Below are 24,794 nucleotides of genomic sequence, written 5' to 3' on the forward strand. Positions count from 1 at the left end.
CCGTGCCGGGACCCCGGCAGCACGGGGCGGTCGCGTCAGGGGGTCACCACGTGGGGCGGCGCGGGTACGAGGCGGCACGGGGCCGGCCGCCGTGGGCCGGGCGGCCCCGCGACGGCGTCCGTCAGCGACCTTCCCAGGCGGCGAGCGCGGCCAGCTGCGCGGCGGTGACGTGCTCCGGGATCGGTACGGGCGGGGGTGTCCGCAGCGGCGGCTGCCACCCGTGCTCGGCGTCCCACCGGCGTACGACACGGGCCGGCGCCCCGGCGACCACCGCGTGGTCCGGCACGTCGCCGCGCACGACCGCCCCGGCGGCGACCACGACGTTCCGGCCGATCCGGGCGCCGGGGAGGACCACCGCTCCGGTGCCCAGCCAGCAGCCGGGCCCGATCTCGACGGGCGCGGAGCGCGGCCACTGCCGGCCGATGGGCTCGTGCGGGTCGTCGTAGCTGTGGTTGGTGGAGGTGAGGTAGACGTACGGCCCGCAGAAGGTGTTCGCGCCGATGCTGATCGGGGCGTCCGCCACGACGTGGCTGCCCCGTCCGAGCACCACGCCGTCGGCGAGGGTGACCACCGGGTCCGGGCCCAGGTCGAGTCCGGGGAGCATGCCCGCGCTGAGCGTCACCTGCTCGCCGATGATGCAGCAGGCCCCCAGCTCGATCCACTGCTCGCCGAACACGGTGCCCTGCGGGAACGCGAGCCGGGTGCCCTCCCCGATGCTCCTGAACCGCAGGGCGCCGGGCCGCTCGGCGGTGACCGAACCGGTCTCCTGCACCCAGCGCCACCCCCGGTGCACCGCCGCGGTCAGCGCGCGGCGGCGCCACGCGGCGAGCGACGAAAAGGAGAACGTGTTTCTGTTCCTGGGCACCCGGCCACGGTAGTGGGCGGGGTCACCGCCGGTCAGGGCGCGTGGCTGTGATGTTCGCCCCACCGGCCGAACGGGGCGGACCGTGGCCTACGGTTCCTCCTGGGCGTGACCACGGCCCCCCGGACCCGGCGGACGAGGAGCAGCGGAATGACGGAACGGCCTTTGATCACCGCCGTGGGCGGCAAGCGGCCGGAGGTGGCGGAGAGCGCCTTCGCCGCGCCCACCTCCGTCGTGGTCGGCGAGGTGGTGATGGCGCCGGGGTCGAGCGTCTGGTACCACGCCGTGCTGCGCGCGGACTGCGGCCCGATCGTGCTGGGCGCCGACAGCAACATCCAGGACAACTGCACGGTGCACGTCGATCCCGGCTTCCCGGTGACCGTGGGCGAGCGCGTGTCGGTCGGCCACAACGCCGTCCTGCACGGCTGCACCGTGGAGGACGACGTCCTCGTCGGCATGGGCGCCACGGTGCTCAACGGCGCGCACATCGGCGCGGGGTCCCTGATCGCGGCGCAGGCCCTCGTCCCGCAGGGCATGCGGGTGCCGCCCGGCTCGCTGGTGGCGGGGGTCCCCGCCAGGGTGCGGCGGGAGCTGACGGAGGAGGAGCGCGAGGGCATCAAGGTGAACGCGGCGATGTACCGGGACCTGGCGCGCGCCCACCGGGAGGCGCACGCCGAGGGAGCCTGACGGGCGCTCCACCCCGTAGCGCCGGCCGCCCACGGGGCGCGGCCGGCCCGCCGGGGCCGCGCCCGTCAGTCGACGGCGGCGGCCGTGGCCGGGGCGGGCGCCTGGGCGGCGGGCCCGGCCCCGGCGGCGGCCCGCTCGGCCGCGGACCTCTCGCCGGCCTTCCGCGCCCGGTGCCTGAGGACCAGCATCGAGGTGACGCCGATCGCCACGGCCAGGACGAGGCCCAGCCAGGAGAACCGCTTCAGCCACGCCTCGGCGACGACGCCCACCGAGTAGACGACGGCCGTGGTGCCGCCCGCCCACAGGATGCCGCCGAGGACGTTGGCGGTGAGGAACTTCCCGTACGGCATCCGCAGCACGCCCGCGAGCGGCCCGGCGAAGATCCTCAGCAGGGCGACGAACCGGCCGAAGAAGACGGCCCACATGCCCCACTTCCGGAAGGACCGCTCGGCCAGCGCGATGTTGGCCTCGCCGAAGTGCCGGGGGAACCTCCCGCCGAGCCGGGCCAGCAGGGGCCGTCCGCCCCTGCGGCCGACGGCGTAGCCGATCGAGTCGCCGACGATCGCGCCGCCGGTGGCGCACGCGCCGAGGACGTACGGGTCGATGTCGCCGTGCTGGGACGCCAGGAGGGCGGAGCTGACGAGAACGATCTCTCCCGGCAGCGGGATGCCGAGGCTTTCCAGCCCGATCACCGCACCCACCAGGATGTAGATGCTGACCGCGGGCACGGTCTCGAGCCACTCCTGGACGTGCAACGCCGGTTCCTCCGTGTCGAGGGGTGACCCGGGCGGCGGGCCGGCCTGCCGGGTCACGGGGAAGGCCCCGGTCGCGGACGCGAGGGGACCACGGAGGAGGACGCGCGGGAGGCGGCCGGGGTTGCTCGCGGGGGACCGCCGAGTCGCGCGCGGCGGGCGGCCGGGGCCGCGCCCGGCCGGAGCGGCGGTACGCGGCGGGCCCGCGGCCGGCGGTGCGGTCGCGGGCCCGGCGGGGGGCGCCCTCAGGAGTGGGGGCGCAGGGTCCAGGTGATCGCCATCTCGCCGGTGACCGCGCCGTCCTCGCGCGTGATCGTGACGACGACCGGGAACTCGGGGCGCTGCCCGGCATCGAGCTCCGCGACGACCTCGGCACGGGGGCGGCCGAGGACGGCCGTCGCGGTGACCACGCCCATGGCGAGCTTCCTGTAGCCGATCTCCGCCTTGACGGCGAGCGGGACGGCGCGGCCCATCTGGTCGCCGAAGGCCCCGATGACGATGGCGCCGCTGGCCGACTCGCCGAGGGTGAACATCGCGCCGGCGTGCGGCCCGCCGACGTGGTTGTGGAAGTCCTCCTGGTCGGGCAGGCGCAGGACGGCCCGCTCGGCGGTCGCCTCGACGACCTCCAGGTTCAGGGTCCTGGCCATCGGGACGGTGGCCAGCAGCATCTCGCCGATGTTCGGCATCGTGTCGGACATGCGCCCGAAGTTACCAGGCGGTAGTTTCGGCGGGAACCCTTCGCCGGGGCCCGGCCATGGCAGCCGCCACCCCTCCCCTCTATGGTTACAGCCCATGTGGCCAGGACAGCAGCCGCCCGGGGGCGAGCAGAACCCGCAGGACCCGAACGCGCGGAACCCGTACCAGCAGCCGGGGTACCAGCAGCCGAATCCGTACCAGCAGCCCGGCTACACCCAGCCCGGCTACCCGCAGGCGGGCCCTCCGCAGGCGAACCCGTACCAGCAGCCGACCGTGCCGCAGCACGCGGTGCCCGGGCAGCCGCCCGGCCCCCCGGTGCCGTCCGGCGGCGGCGACAGGAAGAGGACGGCCGTCGTCGCCGCCGCCGCGGCCCTCGTCGTCCTGGCCACCGCCGGGGTGACCGGCTACCTGGTCCTCGGCGACGACGGCGAGCAGAACGCCGCGCAGGGCGGCTCGTCCGCCTCGCCGGCCCCCTCGGCCCCCTCCGCGGAGCCGTCGGACCCGGCCGGCTCCGCGCCGGCGCCGACCGGCAACCCGCGTGACGGCTCGGCGGCGCCCAAGCCGACCGTCGCGGGCTGGAAGGTCGTCCACAACCCGAAGCGCGGCACGCTCTTCGACATCCCCGCGGACTGGGAGGTCATCGGCTCGGGCGTGGCCACCGGCTTCGAGGACGAGAAGGCGGGCGACGGCACCCCCGTCGTCACCATGTCGGCGCCGGGCCGCTACAAGAGCGACTGGTGCACGTACGACGACGACAAGGACGGCACCGCGGACAGCTGGAGCCTCGCGACGGCCGGCACCAAGGGCGGCCAGGGCGCGAAGGGCACCGCCGACGCGGCGTACACCGAGGCCGGCAACTGGGCCTGGGCGGCGTACGCGCAGACCGAGCCCAAGGGCACCGTCAAGGTCACCAAGGCCGTCCCGTTCACCTCGGCGTCCGGGCTGACCGGCCATGTCGCCACGGCGACCGCGCTCAACACGAAGCACGAGAACAAGTGCGACACGGACGGCAAGTCCATCGCGTTCTCGTTCAAGAACGCCAAGGGCGACTTCGTGTCCTGGGTGATGTACGCGAACACCGGCATCAAGGACGAGGTGCCCGACGCCACGATCCGCAAGATCATGAGCACCGTCCGGCTCGCCGAGCCCGCTTCCTAGGCGGTCCCGCCCGCGCCACCTCGGACCGGGGCCGGGCCCCGCCGCGCGGCCCCGCCGGGCCCGGGCCCGGCGGGGCCGAGGCGGACCGGGTCCGAGCCCACCCGGCGCGCGCCCGGCGGGGCCGGGCCCGGTGCGGACGGGCCCGGCCCGGATGGCGGTCCGCTTGTCGTACGGGGCTTCGACCGGCGATAGTCCGGCATGTGAGAAGCCCCGCCGCCTCCCCCCGTACCCGCTCCGGCCGCCGGCCCGGATGGGCCGGGCGCAACTACGTCCTGCTCACGGCCGCCGCCGTCATCACCAACGTGGGCTCCCACGGTGCCCTGGTGGCGGCGGCCTTCGCGGTGCTCGACTCGGGCGGCGACGGCGGCGACGTGGGCCTGGTGGCCGCCGCCCGCACCCTGCCGCTCGTCCTCTTCCTCCTCGTCGGCGGAGCCGTCGCCGACCGGCTGCCGCGCCACCGGGTCATGGTGGCCGCCAACACCCTCAACTGCGTCTCGCAGGCCCTGTTCGCGTTCCTGGTGCTGACCGGCCGGGCGGAGCTGTGGCACATGATGGTGCTGACCGCGCTCTGCGGCACGGGCCAGGCGTTCTTCAACCCGGCGGCCGAGGGCATGCTGCTCTCCAGCGTCCGGGGCGAGCAGGCGAGCCGCGCGTTCGCCCTGTTCCGGATGGCCATGAGCGGCGCGGGCATCGGCGGCGCCGCGCTCGGCGGGGCCCTGGTCGCGGCGTTCGGGCCGGGCTGGGTGCTCGCCGTCGACGCGGCGGCCTTCGCGGTGGCGGGCGCGCTGCGGGCGTTCCTGGACGTGCGCCACATCCCCGTGCGGCGGCCCGGCGGGGGGCTGCTGTCCGATCTGCGGGAGGGGTGGGACGAGGTCGTCGGCCGCCCCTGGCTGTGGGCGGTCGTCGCCCAGTTCTCCGTGGTGGTCGCGGTCGTGGGGGCCGCCGAGTCCGTGTACGGGCCGCTGGTCGCGCAGGAGTCGCTGGGCGGCGCCCGGCCGTGGGGGCTTGCGCTGGCCGCCTTCGGCGTGGGCACGCTGGGCGGGGCGCTGCTGATGACCCGCTGGAAGCCCCGCCGGCTGCTGCTGGTGGGCACGGTGTGCGTGTTCCCGCTGGCCCTGCCGTCGGCGGCGCTGGCCGTGCCGCTTCCGGCGGTCGGCCTGGCGGCGGTGATGCTCGTGTCCGGTCTGGCCATCGAGGTCTTCGGCGTGGCGTGGATGACCTCGCTGCACCAGGAGATACCGGAGGAGAAGCTGTCGCGGGTCGCCGCGTACGACTGGTTCGGCTCGACCGCGATGCTGCCGCTGTCGACGGCCCTCGCGGGGCCGGTGGCCGACCTGGTGGGGCGGTCGCGGGCGCTGTGGGGGTGCTCGGCGCTGATCGTGGTGGTGACGGCGCTGGTGCTGCTCGTCCCCGACGTACGGAACCTGACGCTCCGTACGGAGGGGGCCGGGGCGGACCGGCCGCAGGAGCCGCCGGTGCCCGCCGCGGACGCCACCCCCGTGTAGGCGGCCGGCTTCGCCGGGTGGGCCCGACTGACCGCGGCGGCCGGCAGCCGACCCGGCCCGTGCGGGTCCGAGCGACCCGTGCGGCCGATACGACCGGTACGACCGATGCGACCGGTACGGCCGATGCGACCCGTACGGCCGATGCGACCCGTACGGCCGATGCCGCTGGTACGGACCCGGCAGGCCGGTACCGAACCGGTCGGCCGCACCGCTCGCGTGGCCGCTCAGCCGATGCCGAACGCCCCGCCGGGCGGCTCGGGCGACGGGACGGCGTCCGCGTCCCGGACGACCGCCGCGCCCCCGGCCAGGCGCGCCAGGGCCGGGCCGTGCTCCACCCGCGCCGGGAAGGCGTCGGCGGCGGCCCGCCTGGCCAGCCGGTCCGTGCCGAGCGGCGCGTGGGAGGCGACCAGCACCACGTTGCCGAAGCGGCGCCCGCGCAGGACGCCGGGCTCGGCGATCAGCGCCAGCTCCCCGAACACCGCCGCGAGGGTCGCCACCTGGGAGCGCAGGAACGTGAACGGCGCCCCGTCCGCCAGGTTCGCCGCGTACCGGCCGCCCGGCCTCAGCACCCGCTCCACCTCGCGCGCGTACTCCAGGGACGTCAGGTGGGCGGGCACCCGCGACCCGCCGAACACGTCGCCGACGACCAGGTCGGCCGAGCGGGCGGGCGCAGCCTCCAGCCACGCCCGCGCGTCGGCGCCGTGCACCGTGATCCCGGACCCGTCCGGTACGGGCAGGTGCTCGGCGACCAGCGCGAGCAGCCCGCGGTCGGCCTCCACGACGTCCTGCCGCGCCCCCGGCCGGGTCGCGGCGACGTACCGGGGCAGGGTCAGCGCGCCGCCCCCGAGGTGCACCACGTCGAGCGGGGCGCCCTCGTCGGCGGCGGTGTCCACGACGTGGGCGAGGCGCCGCGCGTACTCGAACTCCAGGTGCGCCGGGTCGTCGAGGTCGACGTACGACTGGGGCGCCCCGTCGACGGTCAGCAGCCAGGCCCGCTCCCGGTCGATGTCCGGCATGAGCTTGGCGGTGCCGCCGTCGACGGCGCGCAGGACGGGTACGGGCTCGTTCACCGCCCCATTCTCCCAGCGCCGCCGGACGGGCGGACGGCGGCACCCGCCCACCCGGCGCCGCCACCGCGGCCGCCCCGTCACCACCGCTCCGGCGGACACCGCTCCGGCCACCGCGGGCCGGTCACCGGGCCGCCCCCGTGGTCACCGGGCCCCGGTCGTCACCGGGCCCCGGTGGTCACCGGGGCCCGGCGGCTCCCACGCCCGGCGGGCGCCCACGGCACCTCGCCACCGGCGCTCGTCCACGGCGCTCGTCTAGAGCACCTCGCCGACCGTGCCCGCGCCGACCGTGCGGCCCCCCTCGCGGATGGCGAAGCCGAGGCCCGGCTCCAGCGGCACGTCCCTGCCCAGCTCGACGGTCATGGTGACGGTGTCGCCGGGCCGGGCGACGGCGGCCTCCCCCAGGTCGACGGCGCCGACCACGTCCGCGGTGCGGATGTAGAACTGCGGCCGGTAGCCGGTCGCCACGGGGGTCGACCGGCCGCCCTCGCGGGCCGACAGCACGTACACCCGCGCCGTGAACCGCCGCCGGGGCACGACGCTGCCCGGCTCGGCCACCACGTGGCCGCGGCGCACCGCGTCGCGCGCCACCCCGCGCAGGAGCAGCGCCACGTTGTCCCCGGCCTGCGCGCGGTCCATCGGCCTGCCGAAGGTCTCCAGACCGGTGACGACCGTCTCCGTACCGGCGCCCAGCACCTCCACCCGGTCGCCGACGCGCACGGTGCCGCGCTCGACGGCCCCGGTCACGACGGTGCCCCGCCCGGTGATCGTGAGGACGTTCTCGACGGGCATCAGGAACGGCGCGTCCACGTACCGCACCGGCATCGGCACGTACGTGTCGACCGCGTCGAGCAGCGCCTCGATCGACGCCGTCCAGCGCGGGTCGCCCTCCAGCGCCCGCAGCCCCGAGACGCGGACCACCGGTGCGGCGTCGCCGCCGTAGCCGTGCGCGGTCAGCAGCTCGCGGACCTCCAGCTCCACCAGGTCGGTCAGCTCGTCGTCACCCGCGTCGGCCTTGTTCAGGGCGACGACGATGTGGTCGACGCCGACCTGGCGGGCGAGCAGGACGTGCTCGGCGGTCTGCGGCATGATCCCGTCCAGCGCGGAGACCACGAGGATGGCCCCGTCGAGCTGGGCGGCGCCCGTGACCATGTTCTTCACGTAGTCGGCATGGCCCGGCATGTCGACGTGGGCGTAGTGCCGGGTGTCGGTCTCGTACTCGACGTGCGCGATGTTGATGGTGATGCCGCGCCGCGCCTCCTCGGGCGCCCGGTCGATCCGGTCGAAGGCGACGTAGGAGGTGCCGCCGCCGGAGCGCTCGCTGAGGACCTTGGTGATGGCCGCGGTGAGGGTGGTCTTGCCGTGGTCGACGTGACCCATGGTGCCGATGTTGAGGTGCGGCTTGGTGCGCACGTAGGCCGTCTTGGACATGACGGGGTGGTTCCTTTCCGGAACTCGAAGCGTGAGCGGGGACCCCTCGGCCTTGCCGACCCTCCCCCTGCGGGGTCCGCCGGACGATCCGGGGAGGGTCAGCTTCGGGCGCCGTCCAGGACGATGGCGGCAGCCTTCGGCGCGTCCGCGACGGCGGACGGCGCTGCGAGGAAGGCGTACCGGAACATGCCGACGATCCTGCCGTGGCGGGGCGCCGGCGTCGACCGCTTTTCCGGCGCACCGGCTGCCCGGCGCCGGGTGCGGGAGGGTCCGGACGGGTGCGGGCCAGGCCGGCTCCCGCGGGTGCGGCGGGGCCTGGCGCGGTCCCGCCGGGTGCGGCGCCCGTCACGGTGGCCGGGACGGGGTGTCGGTTACGCTCGCCCCATGCTCGAGCCCGCCGTACGGCCGCAGGCCGGTGCCGCCCTGCGCTGCTCCCGCCTCCTCCTGTCGCCCTGGTCGCGGCTGTCGTTGCTGGTGGGCCTGCTGGCCGTCGCCGGGGCTGTCGTCGTGGCGTACGAGCCGCACCGCCTCCTGGCGGACGGCGGCTGGCCGCCGCAGGTCGGCGGCGCGGGCGCCGTCGTGCTGTTCGGCCTCGCGTACGGGGTGTGCACCGCCGCGTTCGTGCCGCGCCCCGTGCTGAACCTCGCGTCGGGCGCCCTCTTCGGCACGCAGGCCGGGCTCGCCGCGGCCGTCGCCGGGACCGTCGTCGGCGCGGGCGTCGCGTTCGCCCTGGGCCGGGCGCTGGGCCGGGACGCGCTGCGCCCGCTGCTGCGCGGGCGCTGGGTCGAGGCGGCGGACGGTCAGCTCAGCCGCCACGGCTTCCGCTCGACCCTCGCGATCCGCCTGTTCCCCGGCGTGCCGTTCGCCGCCGCCAACTACGGGGCGGCCCTCTCCCGGATGCGGTACGCGCCCTTCCTGCTCGGCACGGCTCTGGGCTGCGTACCGAACACGGCGGCCTACGTGGTCGCCGGGAGCGAGGCGGCCTCGCCGACCTCCCCGGCGTTCCTGGTGTCGGCCGCGTTCATCGCGGTCAGCGTCACCGCGGGGGCCGCCGTCGCGTGGCGCAAGCGGCACCGGCTGCGGGCGACCGCGACGCCCTGAACCCGTCCGGCACCGGCACCCCGCCCCACGGGCCCCGCCCCGGGCGCCGGCCGGCGGGCGGCATGGGCCCCGGGCGCGGCTGCACCGGGACCACCCGGGGCACCGGCACAGCTCCGCGACACCGGATGATCACCGTCCGTTCACCGGGGGGCGGTACGCTGCACCGACCCAAACGACCGCACACGCACATTTCGGGACGGCCCTGGCCCCATGAATTGGTTCGAATCGCTCATCCTCGGACTCGTCCAAGGGCTGACGGAGTTCCTCCCGATCTCCTCCAGTGCCCATCTGCGCCTCACTGCCGCCTTCGCCGGCTGGCACGATCCGGGCGCGGCCTTCACGGCGATCACCCAGATCGGCACCGAGGCGGCCGTCCTCATCTACTTCCGCAAGGACATCGCCCGGATCGTCTCGGCGTGGTTCCGTTCGCTGACGGACAAGGCGATGCGCGCCGACCACGACGCCCGCATGGGCTGGCTGGTGATCGTCGGGTCGATTCCGATCGGCGTACTGGGGGTCACCCTCAAGGATCACATCGAGGGCCCGTTCCGTGACCTTCGGCTGATCGCCACGACCCTGATCGTGCTCGGCATCGTGCTCGGCGTGGCGGACCGGCTCGCCTCGCGTGCCCGCGAGGGCGGCCGGCACCGGGCGGGGCCCGCCCGCAAGGACCTCACGGACCTGGGCGTGAAGGACGGCCTGATCTTCGGCTTCTGCCAGGCGATGGCACTGATCCCGGGCGTCTCCCGGTCGGGTGCGACGATCAGCGGCGGTCTGCTGATGAGCTACAGCCGGGAGGCGGCGGCCCGCTACTCGTTCCTGCTGGCCATCCCCGCGGTGCTCGCCTCGGGCCTGTTCGAGCTGAAGGCGGTCGGCGAGGGACACGTGGCGTGGGGTCCCACGATCTTCGCCACGGTCGTGGCGTTCGGCGTGGGCTACGCCGTCATCGCGTGGTTCATGAAGTTCATCACCACCAAGAGCTTCATGCCGTTCGTGGTCTACCGGATAGCGCTGGGCCTGGTGCTGTTCGCGCTGATCTGGCTGGGCGTGCTGAGCCCGGACGCGGGCCAGCCGTCCCACTGACGGACGGGCCGGCCCGGAGCGGGCCGGCCCACCGGGCGCCGGCGGCAGGCGTGGCGATCGTCACGGTGCGTGGCGGGTCACAGCGGATCGTCCGATCTGCCCACTAGTCTGGTCGCATGTCCAAGCCCGCGTTCGACCCCGCCGTGCCCGCCCCCGACGCCGACGCCCTCAACCGGGCCATCCGCGAACTGTGGGCGCGCTCGGACGGGCGCCTGACGGCGGACGAGCAGCGGATCTACCAGGCGCTCGTCCTGAGGTGGGCCGCCGCGCAGCAGGGCGACGTCGGCACCGCCGCGTAGCGCTCCTTCCCGGTACGCCCACCCCTCCGGTGGCCCGCCGCGCCGTTCCGGCGCCCGGCGCCGCCGTGACCTGCGATCAAGCGGCAGGGGGCGCACGCTTGAGGACATGGCCTGGCAAGCGCCGATCGTCGTGCACCGGCCCACCCCGAGCGGAGGCCGCCGCGTCACCGCGCGCGGTGACATCCTCGGGCTGGCCCACAACGACGCCGACCTCGTCGAGTTCCTCCGCCGCGCCGGCCTCGACGAGGCCGACATCGACCTGGACGACCCCGCCCTCGTGGAGTGGCGCGGCGGCCGCGCCCACCAAGGGGAGGCCGCCTGAGTAGCCACCGGGACGGCGCGCGGACGGGCGGCCCGCGCGACCGCGCCCTGGGGCCCGTGCCGCCCGCACCACCGGCGCCCGTTCGGCGCCCGCCGCCCGACGCGCCACCGCCCCGCCGCGACGGCCGCCCACCCGTGCCACCGCGCGGCCGGGCACGCCGTCCACCCGGCCGGCCCCCACCCGTCCCCCGTCCCGCCCCGCGCGTCCGTGCGGCGGGCGGGGCGGGCCCGGGGCCCGGCGGGCGGGGCGGGCCCGGGGGGCACGGTGGGCGGGGCGGGCCGGGGGGCGCGGCGGCCTCGTACGCCCGGCGCACTGTCCGTGGAGTGATCTCCTCCGCCACACTGGAGTTCCGGACTCTCCCGGTGAGGAGGCGAGGCGCGGATGCGGTTGCGGGCCGGGCTCGACGAGGTGGCCGCGCGGCCGTGGGCGTCGCGGTGGGGCCGCGGCGCTGCCGCCGTCCTCGCGGGTGCGGTGCCCGCGCCGGCGTTTCCGGCGCCGTCGCTGTGGTGGCTGGCGTACGTGGCGCTGGTGCCGTGGCTGCTGCTGCTCGCCACCGCGCCGACCGGCCGCCGGGCGGCGCTGTACGGGTGGCTGGGCGGCACCGGCTTCATGCTGGCCGTCCACCACTGGCTGCTGCCGAACCTGCACGTCTTCATCCTGGTGCTGGCCGCGCTGCTCGGGCTGCTGTGGGCGCCGTGGGGGTGGCTGGTGCGGTGGGCGTTCGCGGAGGCCCGCCGGTCGCGGGGGCGTGCGCTGCTCGCGTGTGCCGTGGTGCCCTCGGGGTGGCTGCTGATCGAGGTGGTGCGGTCCTGGGAAGGGCTGGGCGGTCCCTGGGGGCTGCTGGGCGCCGGCCAGTGGCAGGTGGCTCCGGCGCTGCGGGTCGCGGCGCTGGGCGGGGTGTGGCTGGTGACCCTGCTGGTGGTGGCGGTCAATACGGCGGTGGCCCTGCTCGTGGTGGTCCCGCCCGTGCGCACGGCCGCCGTTGTGGCGCTGGGGGTGTGCGGGGTCGCCATGGGCTCGGCGTGGATGTGGGTGCCGCCCCCGGAGACGGTGGGGCGGGTCCGGGTCGGGGTGGTCCAGCCGGGCGTGATCGGCGGCCCGGACGGGCCCGAGCGGCGGTTCGCGCGCGGCGAGGAGCTGACGCGGACCCTGGCGGGGCGGAAGGTGGACCTGGTCGTGTGGGGCGAGAGCAGCGTCGGCGCGGACCTGGCGACCCGGCCCGACCTCTCCGCCCGGCTGGCCGCACTCTCCCGCGAGGTCGGGGCGGAGGTGCTGGTGAACGTGGACGCGCGCCGCTCCGACCTGCCCGGCATCTTCAAGAGCAGCGTCCTGGTGGGCCCGCGGGGCCCGACCGGGGACCGGTACGACAAGATGCGGCTGGTGCCGTTCGGCGAGTACGTCCCGGCGCGCGCCGTCCTCGGCTGGGCCACCTCGGTGGGCCGGGCCGCCGAGGAGGACCGCCGACGCGGCACCCGTCCGGTCGTGATGGCCGTCGGGGAGGGCGCGGAGCTGCGCGTGGGGCCGCTCGTGTGCTTCGAGTCCGCCTTCCCCGACATGAGCCGCCGCCTGGTGCGCGACGGCGCCGGGCTGCTGGTCGCGCAGTCGGCGACCTCGACGTTCCAGCAGAGCTGGGCGCCCGCCCAGCACGCGTCGCTGGCGGCGCTGCGCGCGGCGGAGACCGGCCGTCCGATGGTGCACGCGACCCTGACCGGGGTGAGCGCCGCGTACGGGCCGGACGGCGCACGGGTCGGCGCCCCGCTCGGCACGGACCGCAGCGCGGCGGCCGTCTACGATCTGCCGCTGGCCGCCGCGACGACCCCCTACGCGCGGTTCGGGGACTGGGCCGTGTGGGCGGCCCTGGCCGTCCTGGCCGGCACGGCGGTGACGGCCGTGGTGGGGAGGGTCAGGCGGACGCCTGCTCCAGGCAGTCCCGTACGACCCGCTCGCACAGCTCGTGGGTCAGCAGCGCGTCCCGGGCGCTGAGCACCTCGCCCGCCCGTACGGCGTCGAGGAAGGCGAGCACGGCCTGCTCGATGCCGCGCTGCCGGGCGACGGGCACCCAGTCGCCGCGCCGCCGCACGGTCGGCTGGCCCTTGTGGTCGATCACCTCGGCCAGGTTGACGACCTGGCGCTTGGTGTCCTGGCCCGACACCTCCAGGACCTCCTCCGTGGACCCGCTCATGCGGTTCATGACGCCGATGGCCGTGAAGCCGTCCCCGGAGAGCTGGAGCACCACGTGGTGCGCGAGCCCGTCGCGGACGCGGGCCCGCACGTCGACGTGGTCCGCGGGCCCCGGCAGCAGGAACCGCAGGGTGTCCACGACGTGGATGAAGTCGTCCAGGACGAGGGTGCGGGGGTCCTCGGGCAGACCGACCCGGTTCTTCTGTATGAGGATCAGTTCGCGCGGGTGCTCGGCGCACTGGGCGTAGGCGGGCGCGTACCGGCGGTTGAAGCCGACCGCGAGGGGCACCCCGCGCCGCTCGGCCAGCTCCACCAGGCGGCGGGAGTCGTGGAGTTCGTAGGCGAGGGGCTTGTCCACGTACGTCGCGACGCCGGCCTCCAGCAGCCGTGTGACGATCTCGGGATGGGCCTCGGTGGGGGCGTGCACGAACGCCGCGTCGAGCCCGGCGGCGAGCAGCGAGTCGAGGTCCGTGTGGCGGCGCTCGGCCGGGACGTGGTGCGCGTCGGCGACCCGCTCCAGGGTGGCGGGGGTGCGGGTCTGGAGGTGCAGTGCGACGCCGGGCCGCGACGTGAGGACCGGGAGGTACGCCTTCTGCGCGATGTCGCCGAGTCCGATGCAGCCCACCTTCACGGGGGTCTCCTCTCCTGGGGGCCAGTGGCGCCGGTGGGGCCTGGCGCCGTGGCGCCTGCGGTCCCGTGGCGCCTGCGGTGCCGTGGTGCCTGTAGGGCGGTCCGCCGCAGCATACGTGTGGCGCTCTTCACCCGTGTGCGCGGTGTGCGCCGGCGGCCGCGGTGCGGCGGCGGGAGGGAGCGGCACAGTGGGCCGGTGCGCGCGGAAGCGACGGGACGGCCGGGCGGAAGCGGTGGTGTGCCGCGGGCCCTGATCGGTGCGGCGGCGGTGGCGCCGGCGGTGTGCGGGTGCGTGTCCGTGGGGCCCGCGTCCGGCCCGGTGAGGGCCCCGCCGAGCGGGCAGCCGCGGCCGGCTCCGGTGGCGGTGCGTCCGACCGCGCGGCGGCGCCGGTACGCGCGGTCAGGGCTCCGACCGGACGGCGCGGGTCAGGCGCCCTGGTCGCGCAGGCGGCGGTCGAGACGGTCGATGGCCGCCCTGACGCCGTCGCCGTACGCGTCGTCGCCGAGGGCGCCGGAGGCCGCGCGGGCCTCGTCGAGGTGTTCGCGCGCCTCGGCCGGGCGGCGCAGCCTGACGTAGTCCGCGGCCAGGTTCAGGTGCAGGGACGGGTACAGGGCGCGCAGCGCGGCGGCCGTGCCGTGGCGGGCGGGCCGGCCCCCGTCCAGCGCGTCGGCGGCGGTCAGCGCCCGCAGGTCCCAGGCCAGTTCGTCGTACGGGTCGTCCTGGGCGTCCGCCATGGAGTGGGCGAGCGTGCAGCGGTGCAGCGGGTCGCCGTCCGCCCCGATCCGCTCCCACAGCGCCTGGAACCGGTTGCGGGCCTCCTCGCGGTCGCCTCCGTGCAGCAGCATCATCGCCTGCCCGATGCCCGTCATGACCGGGTCGTCCGCCGCACCGGTCGCCACCGTGCCGTCATCCGCCATGAGCCGGCCCCTCTCGTCGTCGTCCCCCGACGCTAGCCGCCCGCACCCGCCCCACCGGGCAGACGCAGCCGACACCGCCCTCGCGCCCGCCCGCGCCGCGCACACGGGCGCCGCGCGGCTCTCCCCCGACCGGGCGCGTCCCCCGCCCCGTGGCAGGGGGCCGCCCCTCCCCGCGCGGACGCGGGGCTCCCGTCGCCCCGCCCGCGGATCACACCGCGACGTCCTCGGCGGCACCGCCCGGCAGTGGCCGGGTGCGCGCGCCCCAGCGGGCGAGAGGCGGACCGGCGGCGCCCAGCACCGCGAAGAACACCGCCAGCAGCAGCCAGCCGGCCGTGCCGAGGCCGAGCACCACCGTGGTGAGGAGCGCGGGCGCGAGGGCCTGGCCGGCGCTGAAACCGAGGCCGAGCAGACCCTGGTACTGGCCCTGGGCGTCGTCGGGGGCGAGCCCGAAGGCCAGGGCGAAGCCCCCCGAGGACTCGAAGACCTCGCCCAGGCTGTGGACGAAGACCGCCGCGACGACCAGTCCCGCCGCCGCCCAGACGGGTGTGTGCGCCGCCAGGGCCATCACGGGGCAGCTGACGAGGAAGAGCAGCCCCGCGGTGCGCAAGGCCCTGCCCCCGTCGCCGGGGGTCTCGACGCGGGAGCCGATCCTGGTCTGCAGGAGCACGCAGAAGGCCGCGTTGACGGCGAACACCGCGGCGACCGTCCAGCGGGGCGCCTCGGTGTGCTGGGAGATCCAGATCGGCAGCAGCAGGGACACGACCGGGTACTGCAGTCCCATGGCCCCGAAGAGCGCGGTGAACGCCAGGAAGGGGCGGTCCGACAGGGCGGTCCAGCGACGCCGCCGCGGCGGTGCCGCCAGGACCGGGTAGGCGGGCAGCAGGAGCAGCAGCGCCGCGCAGAGCAGGAAGCCGGCGGCGTTGCCGAGGATCAGGGCGACATAGGCGCCGCGGGTGCCCGCCGCCACCGCCAGGCCCGCGCCCACCGTGCCGAGGATGACGCCGAGGTTGACGAAGGTGCGCAGTCTCGCCCTGAACCGTGCCGGGCGTTCACCTCCGACCCGCGCCACCAGAGCGCCCCAGGCCGCGCCGCCGACCGCCGCGGCGAGCTGGTCGACCGTCGCGACGGCCGTGAGCGCGAGCCAGCCGTCGACGAGCACGAGCGCCGCCATCGACACGGCCTGGATCATGAGGGCGCACACCATGACGGTGCGGGCCCCGCGCCGGTCGGCGAGATGCCCGCCGGGTATCCCCGCCAGCAGGCCGGTGAGGCCGGCGATGGTGAGGGCCGCGCCGACCTGCGCGGCCGGCAGCCCCACCACCAGGGTGAAGTAGAGCGCCGACGCCGCGTTGAACAGCCCGTTGCCGACCCGGTTGACGAAACTGGCGGCGATCAACACGCGCTCCGGCGCGCTGCCCTCGCCCCTTCGGGCTGTCCGCCCACCCGGACCGCCCTTGGTCATGGGCGGCAGGCTAGCAGTGGCCGCCGGGGCGCCGGCAGGGGCCTTCGCGCCACGCCCCGCGTCCGGCCGTGACGGCCGCCCGCGGGGCGTCGGAGGCCGGGCGCGACGCGGTGGACGCCGGGGGCCGGGCGCCCGACGGCGTACGTACGCCGGCCCGGCGGCGGTGCCGGGCGCCGGGGCGGGCCGGAGTACGGCGTCCTGCCGCCCCTCCACGCCCGTCGGAGGCGTTCGCCGCCACGCCGGAGCGACCCCGGGCGGCGCCCGGTGCGAGGCGGGGACGGTGGGGCGGGGCGCCTCCGAGGCGTCGGCCCGCGGGTGCCCGGCCGCCTCAGCCGCGGTGTACGGGGAGGCGAAGGTGGCCGCGCGCGGTGACGGCCCGAGCGCCCGCAGCTCCGCCGGCCGCTCCAGGGCCTCGCCGGCGGTCGGGCGGGCGCCCGCCGGAACCCACCGGAGCACGACGTGTGCCTCGACGTGCCGTGCGAAGCACTGGCGCCGCCGGCGCGTCGCCTCCAGGTGCCCGCCGCGCTACGACCCCGCGCCCCGGACGGTGCCGCTCAGCCGATGTCGGGGATGCGCCAGTCGACGGGGGCGTGCCCCTGGTCGGCTATAGCCTTGTCGATCTGCGTGAAGGGGCGGGACCCGAAGAACTTCTTCGCGGAGAGCGGCGACGGATGGGCGCCCTTCACCACGGCGTGCCGCGACTCGTCGATGAGCGGCAGCTTCTTCTGCGCGTAGTTGCCCCACAGGACGAAGACGGCGGGGTCGGGGCGGGAGGCCACGGCGCTGATCACCGCGTCGGTGAACTTCTCCCAGCCCTTGCCCTTGTGCGAGTTGGCCTCGCCGGCGCGGACCGTGAGCACCGCGTTGAGCAGCAGGACGCCCTGCTCGGCCCACGGCATGAGGTAGCCGTTGTCCGGGACGGGGTGGCCGAGATCCGCGTGCATCTCCTTGTAGATGTTGCGCAGGGAGGGAGGGGTCTTGACGCCCGGCCGCACGGAGAAGCACAGCCCGTGCCCCTGGCCCTCGCCGTGGTAGGGGTCCTGGCCCAGGACGAGGACCTTCACCTTGTCGTACGGAGTGGCGTCGAGCGCGGCGAACACCTCGTCCCGCGGCGGGTAGACCGGCCCCTTGGCCCGCTCCTCCTCGACGAACTCGGTGAGCTGCTCGAAGTACGGCTTGCGCAGCTCGTCGCCGAGGACGCCGCGCCAGGACTCGGGCAGCATGACGGTGTCGGTCACGTCAACAACCTCCGGTGTGGGATCGCTTGTCGTTCACAGAACCTACCTGCGGCCACTGACAAGCGATCCCACGTCCCTCATCGGGCGGCGGTCACCAGCTGGTCTTGCGGTGCAGCACCCACAGCTGCATGACGGTCTGCGGGTCGAGGGCGCGCTCGCCGCCGCCGATCTCCTCGCTGGCCGCCACGTACAGCTTGCCCTGCCACAGGGGCAGCAGGCGGACGTCCTCCACGAGGATCTGCTGGGCCCGGTCGAATTGGTCGGTGACCGCGGCCCGGTCGCTCTTGCGGCGCGACTCGGGCAGCAGGCGGTCGGTGATCTCCGGCTGCTCGTAGGGCGCGGCGTGGACGTTGTCCTTGCCGACGAACGGCGCGATGAAGTTGTCCGGGTCCGGGAAGTCGGGGAACCACCCGCGGCCGAAGACCGAGTACTCGCCCTTCTGGTAGGCCGCCTGGAACTCCTTCCACGGCTTGCCCACGAGGGTGACCTCGAAGAGGCCCGAGCCTTCGAGCTGCCGCTTGATCTCGGCGTACTCGTCGGCCGTGGAGGAGCCGTACCGGTCGGTCGTGTAGCCGATCGTCAGCTTCACCGGCTTGTCGATGCCGTCCTTGCGCAGCATGGCCTTGGCCTTGGCGACGTCCGGGTCGCCGTACTGGTCGAAGAACTTGGTGGTGTGCCCGGCGATGCCCTTGGGGACCATCGAGTACAGCGGCTCGGCGGTGCCCCGGTACGCCTTGGCGACGAGGGCGCCGCGGTCGATGACCTGCGCGACGGCGCGGCGGACGGCGGGCTTGCCCGCCATCGGGTCCTCGGGGTTGAAGACGAGGTAGTGGATGTTCGCGCCGGTCGTCTCGACGACCTGGAGCCCCTCGTTCTCGGGCTTCTTCTCGCTGAGGTCGACGACCTCCTCGGCGGTCAGGCCGCGGTAGGTGGCGTCGATCTCCTTGTTCTTCAGCGCGGCGACCAGCGCGTCGGAGTCGCCGAAGTAGCGGACGACGACCCCGGTGTTCTTCCGGTCGGCGTACCCCTTGTACGTGGGGTTCTTGGCCAGCTCGGCCTCGACGCCGTCGCTGTACTTGGCGAGCGTGTACGGACCGGAGCCGACGACCTTGCCGTCCTCGCGCAGCTTGTCCGCCGGGTACGAGGCGGGCTCCACGATCGACATGGCGGGGGTGGCGAGGACGAAGGGGAAGGTGGCGTCCGACTCCTTCAGCCGGAAGACCACCGTCTTGTCGCCGCTCGTCTCGACCTTGTCGAGGGCCCCGAGCAGCCCGCTCGGGCCGCCCTCCGCGTCGATCGTGCGGATGCGCTCGATCGAGTGCTTGACCGCCGCGGCGTCCAGGGGGGCGCCGCTGGAGAACTTCAGCCCGTCGCGCAGGTCGCACTGGTAGACCTTGCTGGCGCCGTCGGTGAACCTGCAGTCCGCCGCGTCCGGCTGGGGTGTGGTGCTTCCGGTGGGGAAACTCAGCAGCGTCTGGAAGACGTTCCGGAAGAGCTCCCAGGAGCTGTCCCACGAGGCGGCCGGGTCGAGGGTGGTCGGCGAACTCGTCGTACCCACGACGATCTTGCTTTCCGCCTCGGCTTCATCGCCCGCGAAGAGACTGCATCCCGCCAGCAGGGATATGGACGCAAGGGCTGCAGCTGCCTGCAGGCTGGTCCGGTTGAACACGTGCACACGCTCCTCGTTCAGCCATGGTCGGCCGACCATACCGCAGCGCCCCGCCGGTTCCATCAGGGAGACCGGCGGGGCACTTGAGGCATTAGGCGGCCAATCAGGCGCAATCCACCTCAGCCGACTCCGGCATTGAGGAAAATACCCCCGTCGACCACCAGGGTCTGCCCGGTGATCCAACCCGATTCGCCGGAAGTGAGGAATGCGGCGGCACCTCCGATATCGGCGGGCACCCCCAGCCTGCCGAGCGGATAGGCGGCTGCCACCTCCGCCTCGCGGCCCTCGTAGAGCGCTTCCGCGAATTTCGTCTTCACGACAGCCGGGGCAATCGCGTTGACCCGGACAATAGGGGCGAATTCATGGGCGAGCTGGAGCGTCAAGTTGATCATCGCCGCCTTGCTCATCCCGTACGCCCCCACGAACGGGGAGGCCGCGACGCCGGCGACGGAGGCGATGTTCACGATCGCGCCGCCGTTCTCCTTCTGCCAGGCCCGCCAGGTCTGCTGGGCGAAGCCGAGCGCCGAGACGACGTTGGTCTCGAAGACCTTGCGGGCCACGTTGAGGTCGAGCTCGGCCATGGGGCCGAAGACGGGGTTGGTGCCGGCGTTGTTGACCAGGTAGTCGACGCGGCCGAAGGCCTCCATGGTCCGCTCGACGGCGATGGCCTGGTGGGCCTCGTCGTGGGCCTTCCCGGCGACGTACACGGCGCGGTCGGGGCCGAGCCGCTCCACGGCGGCCTTGAGCGCTTCCTCGCCGCGCCCGGTGACGCAGACGCGGTCCCCGCGCGCGACGAGCGCCTCGGCGATGCCGTAGCCGATGCCGCGGCTGCCGCCGGTGACGAGGGCGACCCGGCCGGTGGGCTCGGGCAGTCGGGCGTTGTCCATCTCCGCTTCTCCCGCCGTCTCAGTCGAGGGGTCCGCCGGCCACGTACAGGACCTGGCCGGAGACGAAGCCCGCGTCGTCGCCCGTGAAGAAGGCGATGGCGTTCGCCACGTCCTCGGGGCGGCCCACGCGCTGGACGGGGATCTGGGTGGCGGCGGCGGCCTGGAACTCCTCGAAGCCCATGCCGACGCGCGCGGCGGTCTGCGCGGTCATCTCGGTGGCGATGAAGCCGGGGGCGACGGCGTTGGCGGTGACGCCGAACTTGCCGAGCTCCTTGGCGAGCGTCTTGGTGAAGCCCTGGAGGCCCGCCTTGACGGCGGAGTAGTTGGCCTGGCCGCGGTTGCCGAGGGCGGAGGACGAGGAGAGGCACACGATCCGGCCGAAGCCCGCGTCGACCATGTGCTTCTGGCACGCCTTGGCCATCAGGAACGCGCCCTTGAGGTGGACGTCCACCACCGTGTCCCAGTCGGACTCGGACATCTTGAACAGCAGGTTGTCGCGCAGGACTCCGGCGTTGTTGACGAGGATCACGGGGGCGCCGAGCTCGTCGGCGACGCGGGCGACGGCGGCCTCCACCCGCGCGGCGTCGGAGACGTCGCAGCCCACGGCGAGGGCGGTGCCGCCGGCCGCCGTGATGGTGTCGACGGTGTCCTTGCAGGCGGCCTCGTCGAGGTCGAGGACGGCGACGGCGCGGCCCTCGGCCGCGAGCCGCACGGCGGTGGCCGCGCCGATGCCGCGCGCCCCTCCGGTCACGACGGCCACGCGCTGGGTGGTGGACATGCTCGTTCTCCTCGCCCTTGAGTCCCTGAGCCGCCCGTCCCGCACCCGGGCCGGGGCGGTGAGCGACCGCTTAGTACCTTCAGCAGGACGAGACGCTAGAAGCCCTGGCACGCGGTGTCAACGGCCGGGCGGGCTCGGGATCGACGGCGCGGGACCGGCGGCACGGGACCGTCCCCATCGACCGGAGGTCCCTCGCGGGACCGCGCGGGGCCCCGAGCCGACCGGCCGGGGGACCCGCCACGGGGCCTCAGCGGACCAGCAGGTCCAGCAGCCGCTCCACCTCGGCCCGCGGGTCGGTGGTGAGTCCGGTGTGCACGGGGCCCGGCTGGACGACGGTGGAGCGGGGCGCGACGAGCCAGCGGAAGCGGCGGCCCGCGTCGTCCCGCGCGGCCTGCCCGGCGTCCTCGCCGCCCCGGCACACGCCCTCGACGGCGTGGAGGGCGGCCCGTACGCCCGTGACGTCGGCGCGCGGGTCGAGCGCGGCCAGCTTCCCCTCGTCGAGGTGGGTGCGCGCGGCCACGAAGGACGTGGCGCGGCAGTAGACCACCACACCGGCGTTGATGCACTCGCCCCGGTCGACGCGCGGGACGACCCGCAGCAGGGCGTACTCGAAGACGTTCCGCTCGGTCACTCGCCGCCGTCCTTCTGGTCGCGCTGCCCGGTGGTGCCGCCCTGGGCGGTGTGGGGCCACGGCCCCAGGTGGTCGGTGAGCCAGCCGGGGGCCCGCGACGGTCCGCGCCCGGTCCGCTCCCCCACGGTGATCCGCTCGTGGACGGTCGCCGCGCGGGGCAGCAGCGCCTCGACGTACGCGCGGCGCACGGCGTCGGGCGTGTCGAAGCCGGGCTCGTCGACCAGCCACTCGTCCGGCACGTCGGCGGCCACCTCGGTGAGCAGGTCCTCCGTGACCCGCGGCGCCAGCTCGGCCGCGGCGGCGGCGATGTCGGGGCCGTAGCCGGCCAGGACGTGGTCCGAGGCGTCGTACGGCTTGGCGGCGGACGCCCGCGCGCCGGGCCAGTTGTGGTGCCAGATCATGGTGGCGCCGTGGTCGATGAGCCACGGCTCGCCGTGCCAGACCAGCATGTTGGGGTTGCGCCAGGACCGGTCGACGTTGTTGATCAGCGCGTCGAACCAGACGACCCGGCCGGCCTCGACGGGGTCCATTTCGTAGGCGAGCTGGTCGAAACCGATGGAGCCCGGCAGGAAGTCCATGCCGAGGTTCAGCCCGCCACTGGCCTTGAGCAGCTCCTGCACCTCCTGGTCGGGTTCGCCGAGCCCGATGACCGGATCCAGCTGGATCGCCACGAGTTCGGGCACCCGCAGGCCGAGCCGGCGGCCGAGCCGCCCGCAGATCACCTCGGCGACGAGCGTCTTGCGGCCCTGGCCGGCGCCGGTGAACTTCATGACGTACGTGCCGAGGTCGTCGGCCTCGACGATCCCGGGGAGCGAGCCGCCCTCACGCAGGGGCGTGACGTAGCGGGTCGCCGTGACTTCGGAAAGCATGGCCCCAGGCTATCCGGACGGCCGCACCGGCCACGCGGGATCGATCTCCGGCTGCTCGACCGGGCGGCCGGGAAGGCGGAGGCCGCCGGTACGGCGGGGGCGACCGAGCGCCGGCGCGGACAGGCGCCGAGGGCGACCGAGCGCCGGCGCGGACGGGCATCGTAGGCGGACGGGCATCGGAGGCGGAGGCGGGCGGGCGCCGGAGGCGGGGGCGGGCGCCGGAGGCAGGCGCCCCGGCCGGTCGCGGGAAGCCGGCGGGGCCGCCGGTCGCGGCAAAAGGGCGGGCCCGCAGGGCCGTTCGGCTGCCATCCTGCGGAGCATGAATCCCGTCCCTCCCGCGCACACGACCGCCGCCTCCCCGTCGCCTTCGCCCCTCGCCGCGCCCGACCTGCCCGCCGCCTTCGCCCGCACCCGGCGGTTCTCGCTGGGCGTGCCGGGGCGGTTCGCGGTCTCGCCGGACGGGGCGCGGGTGCTGTTCACCCGCACCGCGTCGGGTACGGACCCGGTCGGCCGGCTGTGGCTGTCCGAGGAGGGCGGGGAGCGGCTGCTCGCCGATCCGCTCGCCCTCGGCGGGCCCGGTGACGACGATCTGCCGGAGGAGGAGAAGGTCCGGCGCGAGCGGTCCCGCGTCCTGGCGTCCGGGATCACCGGCTACGCCACGGACGCGGCGGTCCGCCTCGCCGTGTTCACGCTCGGCGGCGCCCTGTGGGCGGTGCGCACGGACGGCGGCGCACCGTGGCGCATCCCGACCGGGGGCCCGGCCGTGGACCCGCGCCCCTCCCCGGACGGCTCCCTCGTCGCGTACGTGACGGGCGGCGCCCTGCGCGTGGTGGGCGCCGACGGCACGGGCGACCGGGCGCTGGCCGTGCCCGAGGCGCCGGACGTGGTGTACGGCCTGGCGGAGCACGCGGCGGCCGAGTCGATGGGCCGGCACCGCGGGTACTGGTGGTCGCCGGACGGCGACGCCCTGCTGGTCGCCCGGGTCGACGAGGCACCCGTGGCACGCTGGCACCTGGCCGACCCGGCGGACCCGGCCCGCCCGCCGCGCACCGTGCGGTACCCGGTGGCCGGTACGGACAACGCCGAGGTCACCGTGCACGTGGTGGGGCTCGGCGGCCGCCGGACCGCCCTGCGCCTGCCCGACGAGGCGGAGGCGGGGCCGCACCCGCGGGGCCCGTGGACCGACCGGCGCTTCGCGTACCTGACGGCTGCCGGGTGGGACGCGCACGGCCCGTACGTGGAGCTCCAGACGCGGGACCAGCGTACGACCGCGGTGTTCGCGGCGGACCCGGCGACGGGGGCCGTGCGCCCGCTGCGCACGGCGCGGGACGCCGCCTGGGTGGCCCTCACGCCCGGCACACCGCTGCGCACGGCCTCCGGCGCGCTGGTCACGGCGGAGGTGCTCGGCGACGGGACGCGCGGGCTGCGCGTCGGCGACGCGCTCTCCCCAGCGGGGCTCCAGGTGCGGGAGGTGCTGGGCGCGGTGGGCCGGCGCGTCTTCCTCACCGGCGGCCCGGAGCCGACGGAGAGCCATGTGTGGGTGTACGACCCACAGGAGGGCGGCGGGCCGGACGGGGCGGGGGCGTTTCGCCGGGTGAGCGAGGAGCCGGGCCTCCACACGGCCGCGGTCGGCGGGGACACCGTCGTCCTGGAGAGCCTGACGTGCGCGGGCCCCTCCGCCACGGTGCTGCGCGGCGGTCGGCCGGTGCGGCGGATCGCGGTGCTGGCCGAGGAGCCGCCGGTCCGCCCGCGCGTGGCCCACCTGTCGCTGGGCGCGCGGGAGTTGCGCGCCCATCTGCACCTGCCGACCTGGTACGACGCGGACCGCGATGAGCGGCTTCCGGTGCTGCTCAGCCCGTACGGCGGACCCGGACTGCAGCTCGCGGTGCGGGCGTACGGCTGGTGGAGCGCCGTGGCGCAGTGGTTCGCCGAGCAGGGGTTCGCCGTGCTGATCACCGACGGGCGCGGCACTCCGGGGCGCGGGCGGGCGTGGGAGGTCGCGGTGCGCGGCGACCGGCTGGGTCCCGCGCTGGAGGACCAGGTGGACGCGCTGCGCGGGGCGGCGGAGCGGTATCCGGCGCTGGACCCGGGGCGGGTGGCGATCCGGGGCTGGTCGTACGGCGGGTATCTGGCGATCGGGGCGGTGCTGCACCGCCCGGACGTGTTCCACGCGGCGGTCGCGGGCGCCGCGCCGACCGACCGGCGGCTGTACGACACGCACTGGGAGGAGCGGTTCCTGGGCCACCCGGACGTGGAGCCGGAGAACTACGAGCGGTCGTCGCTGCTGGGCTCGGCCGACCGGCTGGAGCGCCCGCTGATGCTGATGCACGGGCTGGCCGACGACAACGTGGTGGCGGCCCACACCCTGCGGCTCTCCGCCGCGCTGCTCGCCGCCGGGAAGCCCCATACGGTGCTGCCGCTGCCCGGTGCGACCCACATGGTGACGCGGGAGGAGGTGGTGAGCAACCAGCTGCGCCTTGAGGTGGAGTTCCTCAGGCGGTCGCTCGGGCTCTGAGCGGGCGGGGCCCGGCCCGCCGCCGTGCCGGAGCCCGTGCGGCGCCGGCACGG

At 75.6% G+C, this 24,794-nt stretch carries 23 protein-coding genes and 1 pseudogene; 9 read left to right on the top strand and 15 right to left on the bottom strand.

The features are described 5' to 3' along the window. Positions 1 to 121 precede the first annotated feature (121 nt). Positions 122 to 865 carry an acyltransferase gene (locus CP974_RS03105; RefSeq protein ID WP_031132991.1) on the bottom strand — a complete coding sequence of 248 codons (744 nt, stop codon included), beginning with the start codon at positions 863 to 865 and terminating at the stop codon, positions 122 to 124. A gap of 147 nt (positions 866 to 1,012) precedes the next feature. Here CP974_RS03105 and CP974_RS03110 point away from each other — a divergent pair, with 147 nt between their 5' ends. After that, positions 1,013 to 1,549: a gamma carbonic anhydrase family protein gene (locus CP974_RS03110; RefSeq protein WP_031132989.1), complete on the top strand. Its 537-nt coding sequence runs from the start codon at positions 1,013 to 1,015 to the stop codon at positions 1,547 to 1,549. Between the two features lie 65 nt (positions 1,550 to 1,614). On the opposite strand, the gene CP974_RS03115 is transcribed toward CP974_RS03110, so the two are convergent. Further along, positions 1,615 to 2,304, bottom strand: a complete 690-nt coding sequence (locus CP974_RS03115; RefSeq protein ID WP_031132987.1) for a DedA family protein — start codon at positions 2,302 to 2,304, stop codon at positions 1,615 to 1,617. Positions 2,305 to 2,546: 242 nt separating this feature from the next. Further along, a complete protein-coding gene (locus tag CP974_RS03120) occupies positions 2,547 to 2,999 on the bottom strand; it encodes a DUF4442 domain-containing protein (protein ID WP_031132985.1) in 453 nt (150 codons plus the stop codon). Positions 3,000 to 3,093: 94 nt separating this feature from the next. Here CP974_RS03120 and CP974_RS03125 point away from each other — a divergent pair, with 94 nt between their 5' ends. Both CP974_RS03125 and CP974_RS03130 read left to right on the top strand, forming a co-directional pair. Beyond that, a complete protein-coding gene (locus CP974_RS03125) occupies positions 3,094 to 4,155 on the top strand; it encodes a DUF8017 domain-containing protein (protein WP_031132983.1) in 1,062 nt (353 codons plus the stop codon). A 200-nt stretch (positions 4,156 to 4,355) separates the two neighbouring features. Then, entirely contained in the window at positions 4,356 to 5,660 is a 1,305-nt protein-coding gene (locus CP974_RS03130; protein ID WP_031132980.1) for an MFS transporter, read from the top strand. 224 nt (positions 5,661 to 5,884) lie between these two features. On the opposite strand, the gene CP974_RS03135 is transcribed toward CP974_RS03130, so the two are convergent. Together CP974_RS03135 and tuf are read right to left on the bottom strand one after the other, a co-directional pair. Beyond that, positions 5,885 to 6,730, bottom strand: coding sequence for a spermidine synthase (locus tag CP974_RS03135; RefSeq protein ID WP_031132978.1), 846 nt, complete (start codon positions 6,728 to 6,730; stop codon positions 5,885 to 5,887). Positions 6,731 to 6,982: 252 nt separating this feature from the next. Next, positions 6,983 to 8,158, bottom strand: coding sequence for an elongation factor Tu (gene tuf / locus CP974_RS03140; protein WP_031132976.1), 1,176 nt, complete (start codon positions 8,156 to 8,158; stop codon positions 6,983 to 6,985). Between the two features lie 384 nt (positions 8,159 to 8,542). Between tuf and CP974_RS03145 the strand changes: the two genes are divergently transcribed. The 5 genes from CP974_RS03145 (at position 8,543) to lnt (ending at position 12,946) form a co-directional block, all read left to right on the top strand. Then, positions 8,543 to 9,259 carry a TVP38/TMEM64 family protein gene (locus tag CP974_RS03145; RefSeq protein ID WP_031132974.1) on the top strand — a complete coding sequence of 239 codons (717 nt, stop codon included), beginning with the start codon at positions 8,543 to 8,545 and terminating at the stop codon, positions 9,257 to 9,259. A gap of 210 nt (positions 9,260 to 9,469) precedes the next feature. Further along, on the top strand, positions 9,470 to 10,342 hold the full coding sequence (locus tag CP974_RS03155; protein WP_031132972.1) for an undecaprenyl-diphosphate phosphatase: 873 nt from the start codon (positions 9,470 to 9,472) through the stop codon (positions 10,340 to 10,342). A gap of 116 nt (positions 10,343 to 10,458) precedes the next feature. Next, positions 10,459 to 10,641, top strand: coding sequence for a hypothetical protein (locus tag CP974_RS03160; protein ID WP_031132970.1), 183 nt, complete (start codon positions 10,459 to 10,461; stop codon positions 10,639 to 10,641). A gap of 106 nt (positions 10,642 to 10,747) precedes the next feature. Next, positions 10,748 to 10,963, top strand: a complete 216-nt coding sequence (locus tag CP974_RS03165; RefSeq protein WP_031132967.1) for a hypothetical protein — start codon at positions 10,748 to 10,750, stop codon at positions 10,961 to 10,963. Positions 10,964 to 11,344: 381 nt separating this feature from the next. Next, a complete protein-coding gene (lnt, locus tag CP974_RS03170) occupies positions 11,345 to 12,946 on the top strand; it encodes an apolipoprotein N-acyltransferase (protein ID WP_031128668.1) in 1,602 nt (533 codons plus the stop codon). Here the strand turns inward: lnt and CP974_RS03175 are convergent. From CP974_RS03175 to CP974_RS03220, 10 genes and pseudogenes are all read right to left on the bottom strand, one after another. Continuing rightward, positions 12,867 to 13,775 (bottom strand): Gfo/Idh/MocA family protein, encoded by a 909-nt coding sequence (locus tag CP974_RS03175; RefSeq protein ID WP_031128667.1) that lies wholly within the window; start codon positions 13,773 to 13,775, stop codon positions 12,867 to 12,869. The genes lnt and CP974_RS03175 overlap by 80 nt on opposite strands. Before the next feature lie 425 nt (positions 13,776 to 14,200). Beyond that, positions 14,201 to 14,692: a hypothetical protein gene (locus CP974_RS03180; RefSeq protein WP_031128665.1), complete on the bottom strand. Its 492-nt coding sequence runs from the start codon at positions 14,690 to 14,692 to the stop codon at positions 14,201 to 14,203. Between the two features lie 208 nt (positions 14,693 to 14,900). Next, on the bottom strand, positions 14,901 to 16,091 hold the full coding sequence (locus CP974_RS03185; RefSeq protein ID WP_037936530.1) for an MFS transporter: 1,191 nt from the start codon (positions 16,089 to 16,091) through the stop codon (positions 14,901 to 14,903). Positions 16,092 to 16,490: 399 nt separating this feature from the next. Further along, positions 16,491 to 16,667 (bottom strand): annotated as a pseudogene (locus CP974_RS30810) (DUF3291 domain-containing protein); the annotation flags it as partial. A 41-nt stretch (positions 16,668 to 16,708) separates the two neighbouring features. After that, complete coding sequence (gene ung / locus CP974_RS03195; protein WP_031128662.1) at positions 16,709 to 17,392, bottom strand: uracil-DNA glycosylase; 684 nt, start codon at positions 17,390 to 17,392, stop codon at positions 16,709 to 16,711. 91 nt (positions 17,393 to 17,483) lie between these two features. Beyond that, positions 17,484 to 19,061 carry an ABC transporter substrate-binding protein gene (locus tag CP974_RS03200; protein WP_031128661.1) on the bottom strand — a complete coding sequence of 526 codons (1,578 nt, stop codon included), beginning with the start codon at positions 19,059 to 19,061 and terminating at the stop codon, positions 17,484 to 17,486. Between the two features lie 119 nt (positions 19,062 to 19,180). Next, entirely contained in the window at positions 19,181 to 19,948 is a 768-nt protein-coding gene (locus CP974_RS03205; protein WP_031128659.1) for an SDR family oxidoreductase, read from the bottom strand. 19 nt (positions 19,949 to 19,967) lie between these two features. Beyond that, a complete protein-coding gene (gene fabG, locus CP974_RS03210) occupies positions 19,968 to 20,726 on the bottom strand; it encodes a 3-oxoacyl-ACP reductase FabG (RefSeq protein ID WP_031128657.1) in 759 nt (252 codons plus the stop codon). Between the two features lie 247 nt (positions 20,727 to 20,973). Continuing rightward, positions 20,974 to 21,357: a DUF3037 domain-containing protein gene (locus tag CP974_RS03215; protein ID WP_031128655.1), complete on the bottom strand. Its 384-nt coding sequence runs from the start codon at positions 21,355 to 21,357 to the stop codon at positions 20,974 to 20,976. Beyond that, positions 21,354 to 22,226 (bottom strand): HipA family kinase, encoded by an 873-nt coding sequence (locus CP974_RS03220; protein ID WP_031128654.1) that lies wholly within the window; start codon positions 22,224 to 22,226, stop codon positions 21,354 to 21,356. Before CP974_RS03220 ends, CP974_RS03215 begins: the two co-directional genes overlap by 4 nt. Before the next feature lie 319 nt (positions 22,227 to 22,545). Here CP974_RS03220 and CP974_RS03225 point away from each other — a divergent pair, with 319 nt between their 5' ends. After that, the gene (locus CP974_RS03225) at positions 22,546 to 24,741 is read left to right on the top strand and encodes a S9 family peptidase (RefSeq protein ID WP_031128652.1); all 2,196 of its coding nucleotides are present in this window, start codon (positions 22,546 to 22,548) and stop codon (positions 24,739 to 24,741) included. Positions 24,742 to 24,794: the final 53 nt, after the last annotated feature.

This window comes from Streptomyces fradiae ATCC 10745 = DSM 40063, assembly GCF_008704425.1.
In the GTDB taxonomy this organism is placed as follows: domain Bacteria; phylum Actinomycetota; class Actinomycetes; order Streptomycetales; family Streptomycetaceae; genus Streptomyces; species Streptomyces fradiae.

Excerpts from the sequence above, each read along its gene's own strand:
- CP974_RS03165 (WP_031132967.1), top strand. The coding sequence starts at position 10,748 with ATGGCCTGGCAAGCGCCGATCGTCGTGCACCGGCCCACCCCGAGCGGA.
- CP974_RS03205 (WP_031128659.1), bottom strand. The coding sequence starts at position 19,948 with ATGGACAACGCCCGACTGCCCGAGCCCACCGGCCGGGTCGCCCTCGTC.
- CP974_RS03220 (WP_031128654.1), bottom strand. The coding sequence starts at position 22,226 with ATGCTTTCCGAAGTCACGGCGACCCGCTACGTCACGCCCCTGCGTGAG.
- CP974_RS03155 (WP_031132972.1), top strand. The coding sequence starts at position 9,470 with ATGAATTGGTTCGAATCGCTCATCCTCGGACTCGTCCAAGGGCTGACG.
- CP974_RS03160 (WP_031132970.1), top strand. The coding sequence starts at position 10,459 with ATGTCCAAGCCCGCGTTCGACCCCGCCGTGCCCGCCCCCGACGCCGAC.
- CP974_RS03120 (WP_031132985.1), bottom strand. The coding sequence starts at position 2,999 with ATGTCCGACACGATGCCGAACATCGGCGAGATGCTGCTGGCCACCGTC.
- lnt (WP_031128668.1), top strand. The coding sequence starts at position 11,345 with ATGCGGTTGCGGGCCGGGCTCGACGAGGTGGCCGCGCGGCCGTGGGCG.
- fabG (WP_031128657.1), bottom strand. The coding sequence starts at position 20,726 with ATGTCCACCACCCAGCGCGTGGCCGTCGTGACCGGAGGGGCGCGCGGC.
- CP974_RS03110 (WP_031132989.1), top strand. The coding sequence starts at position 1,013 with ATGACGGAACGGCCTTTGATCACCGCCGTGGGCGGCAAGCGGCCGGAG.
- CP974_RS03125 (WP_031132983.1), top strand. The coding sequence starts at position 3,094 with ATGTGGCCAGGACAGCAGCCGCCCGGGGGCGAGCAGAACCCGCAGGAC.
- CP974_RS03225 (WP_031128652.1), top strand. The coding sequence starts at position 22,546 with ATGAATCCCGTCCCTCCCGCGCACACGACCGCCGCCTCCCCGTCGCCT.
- CP974_RS03180 (WP_031128665.1), bottom strand. The coding sequence starts at position 14,692 with ATGGCGGATGACGGCACGGTGGCGACCGGTGCGGCGGACGACCCGGTC.
- tuf (WP_031132976.1), bottom strand. The coding sequence starts at position 8,158 with ATGTCCAAGACGGCCTACGTGCGCACCAAGCCGCACCTCAACATCGGC.
- CP974_RS03145 (WP_031132974.1), top strand. The coding sequence starts at position 8,543 with ATGCTCGAGCCCGCCGTACGGCCGCAGGCCGGTGCCGCCCTGCGCTGC.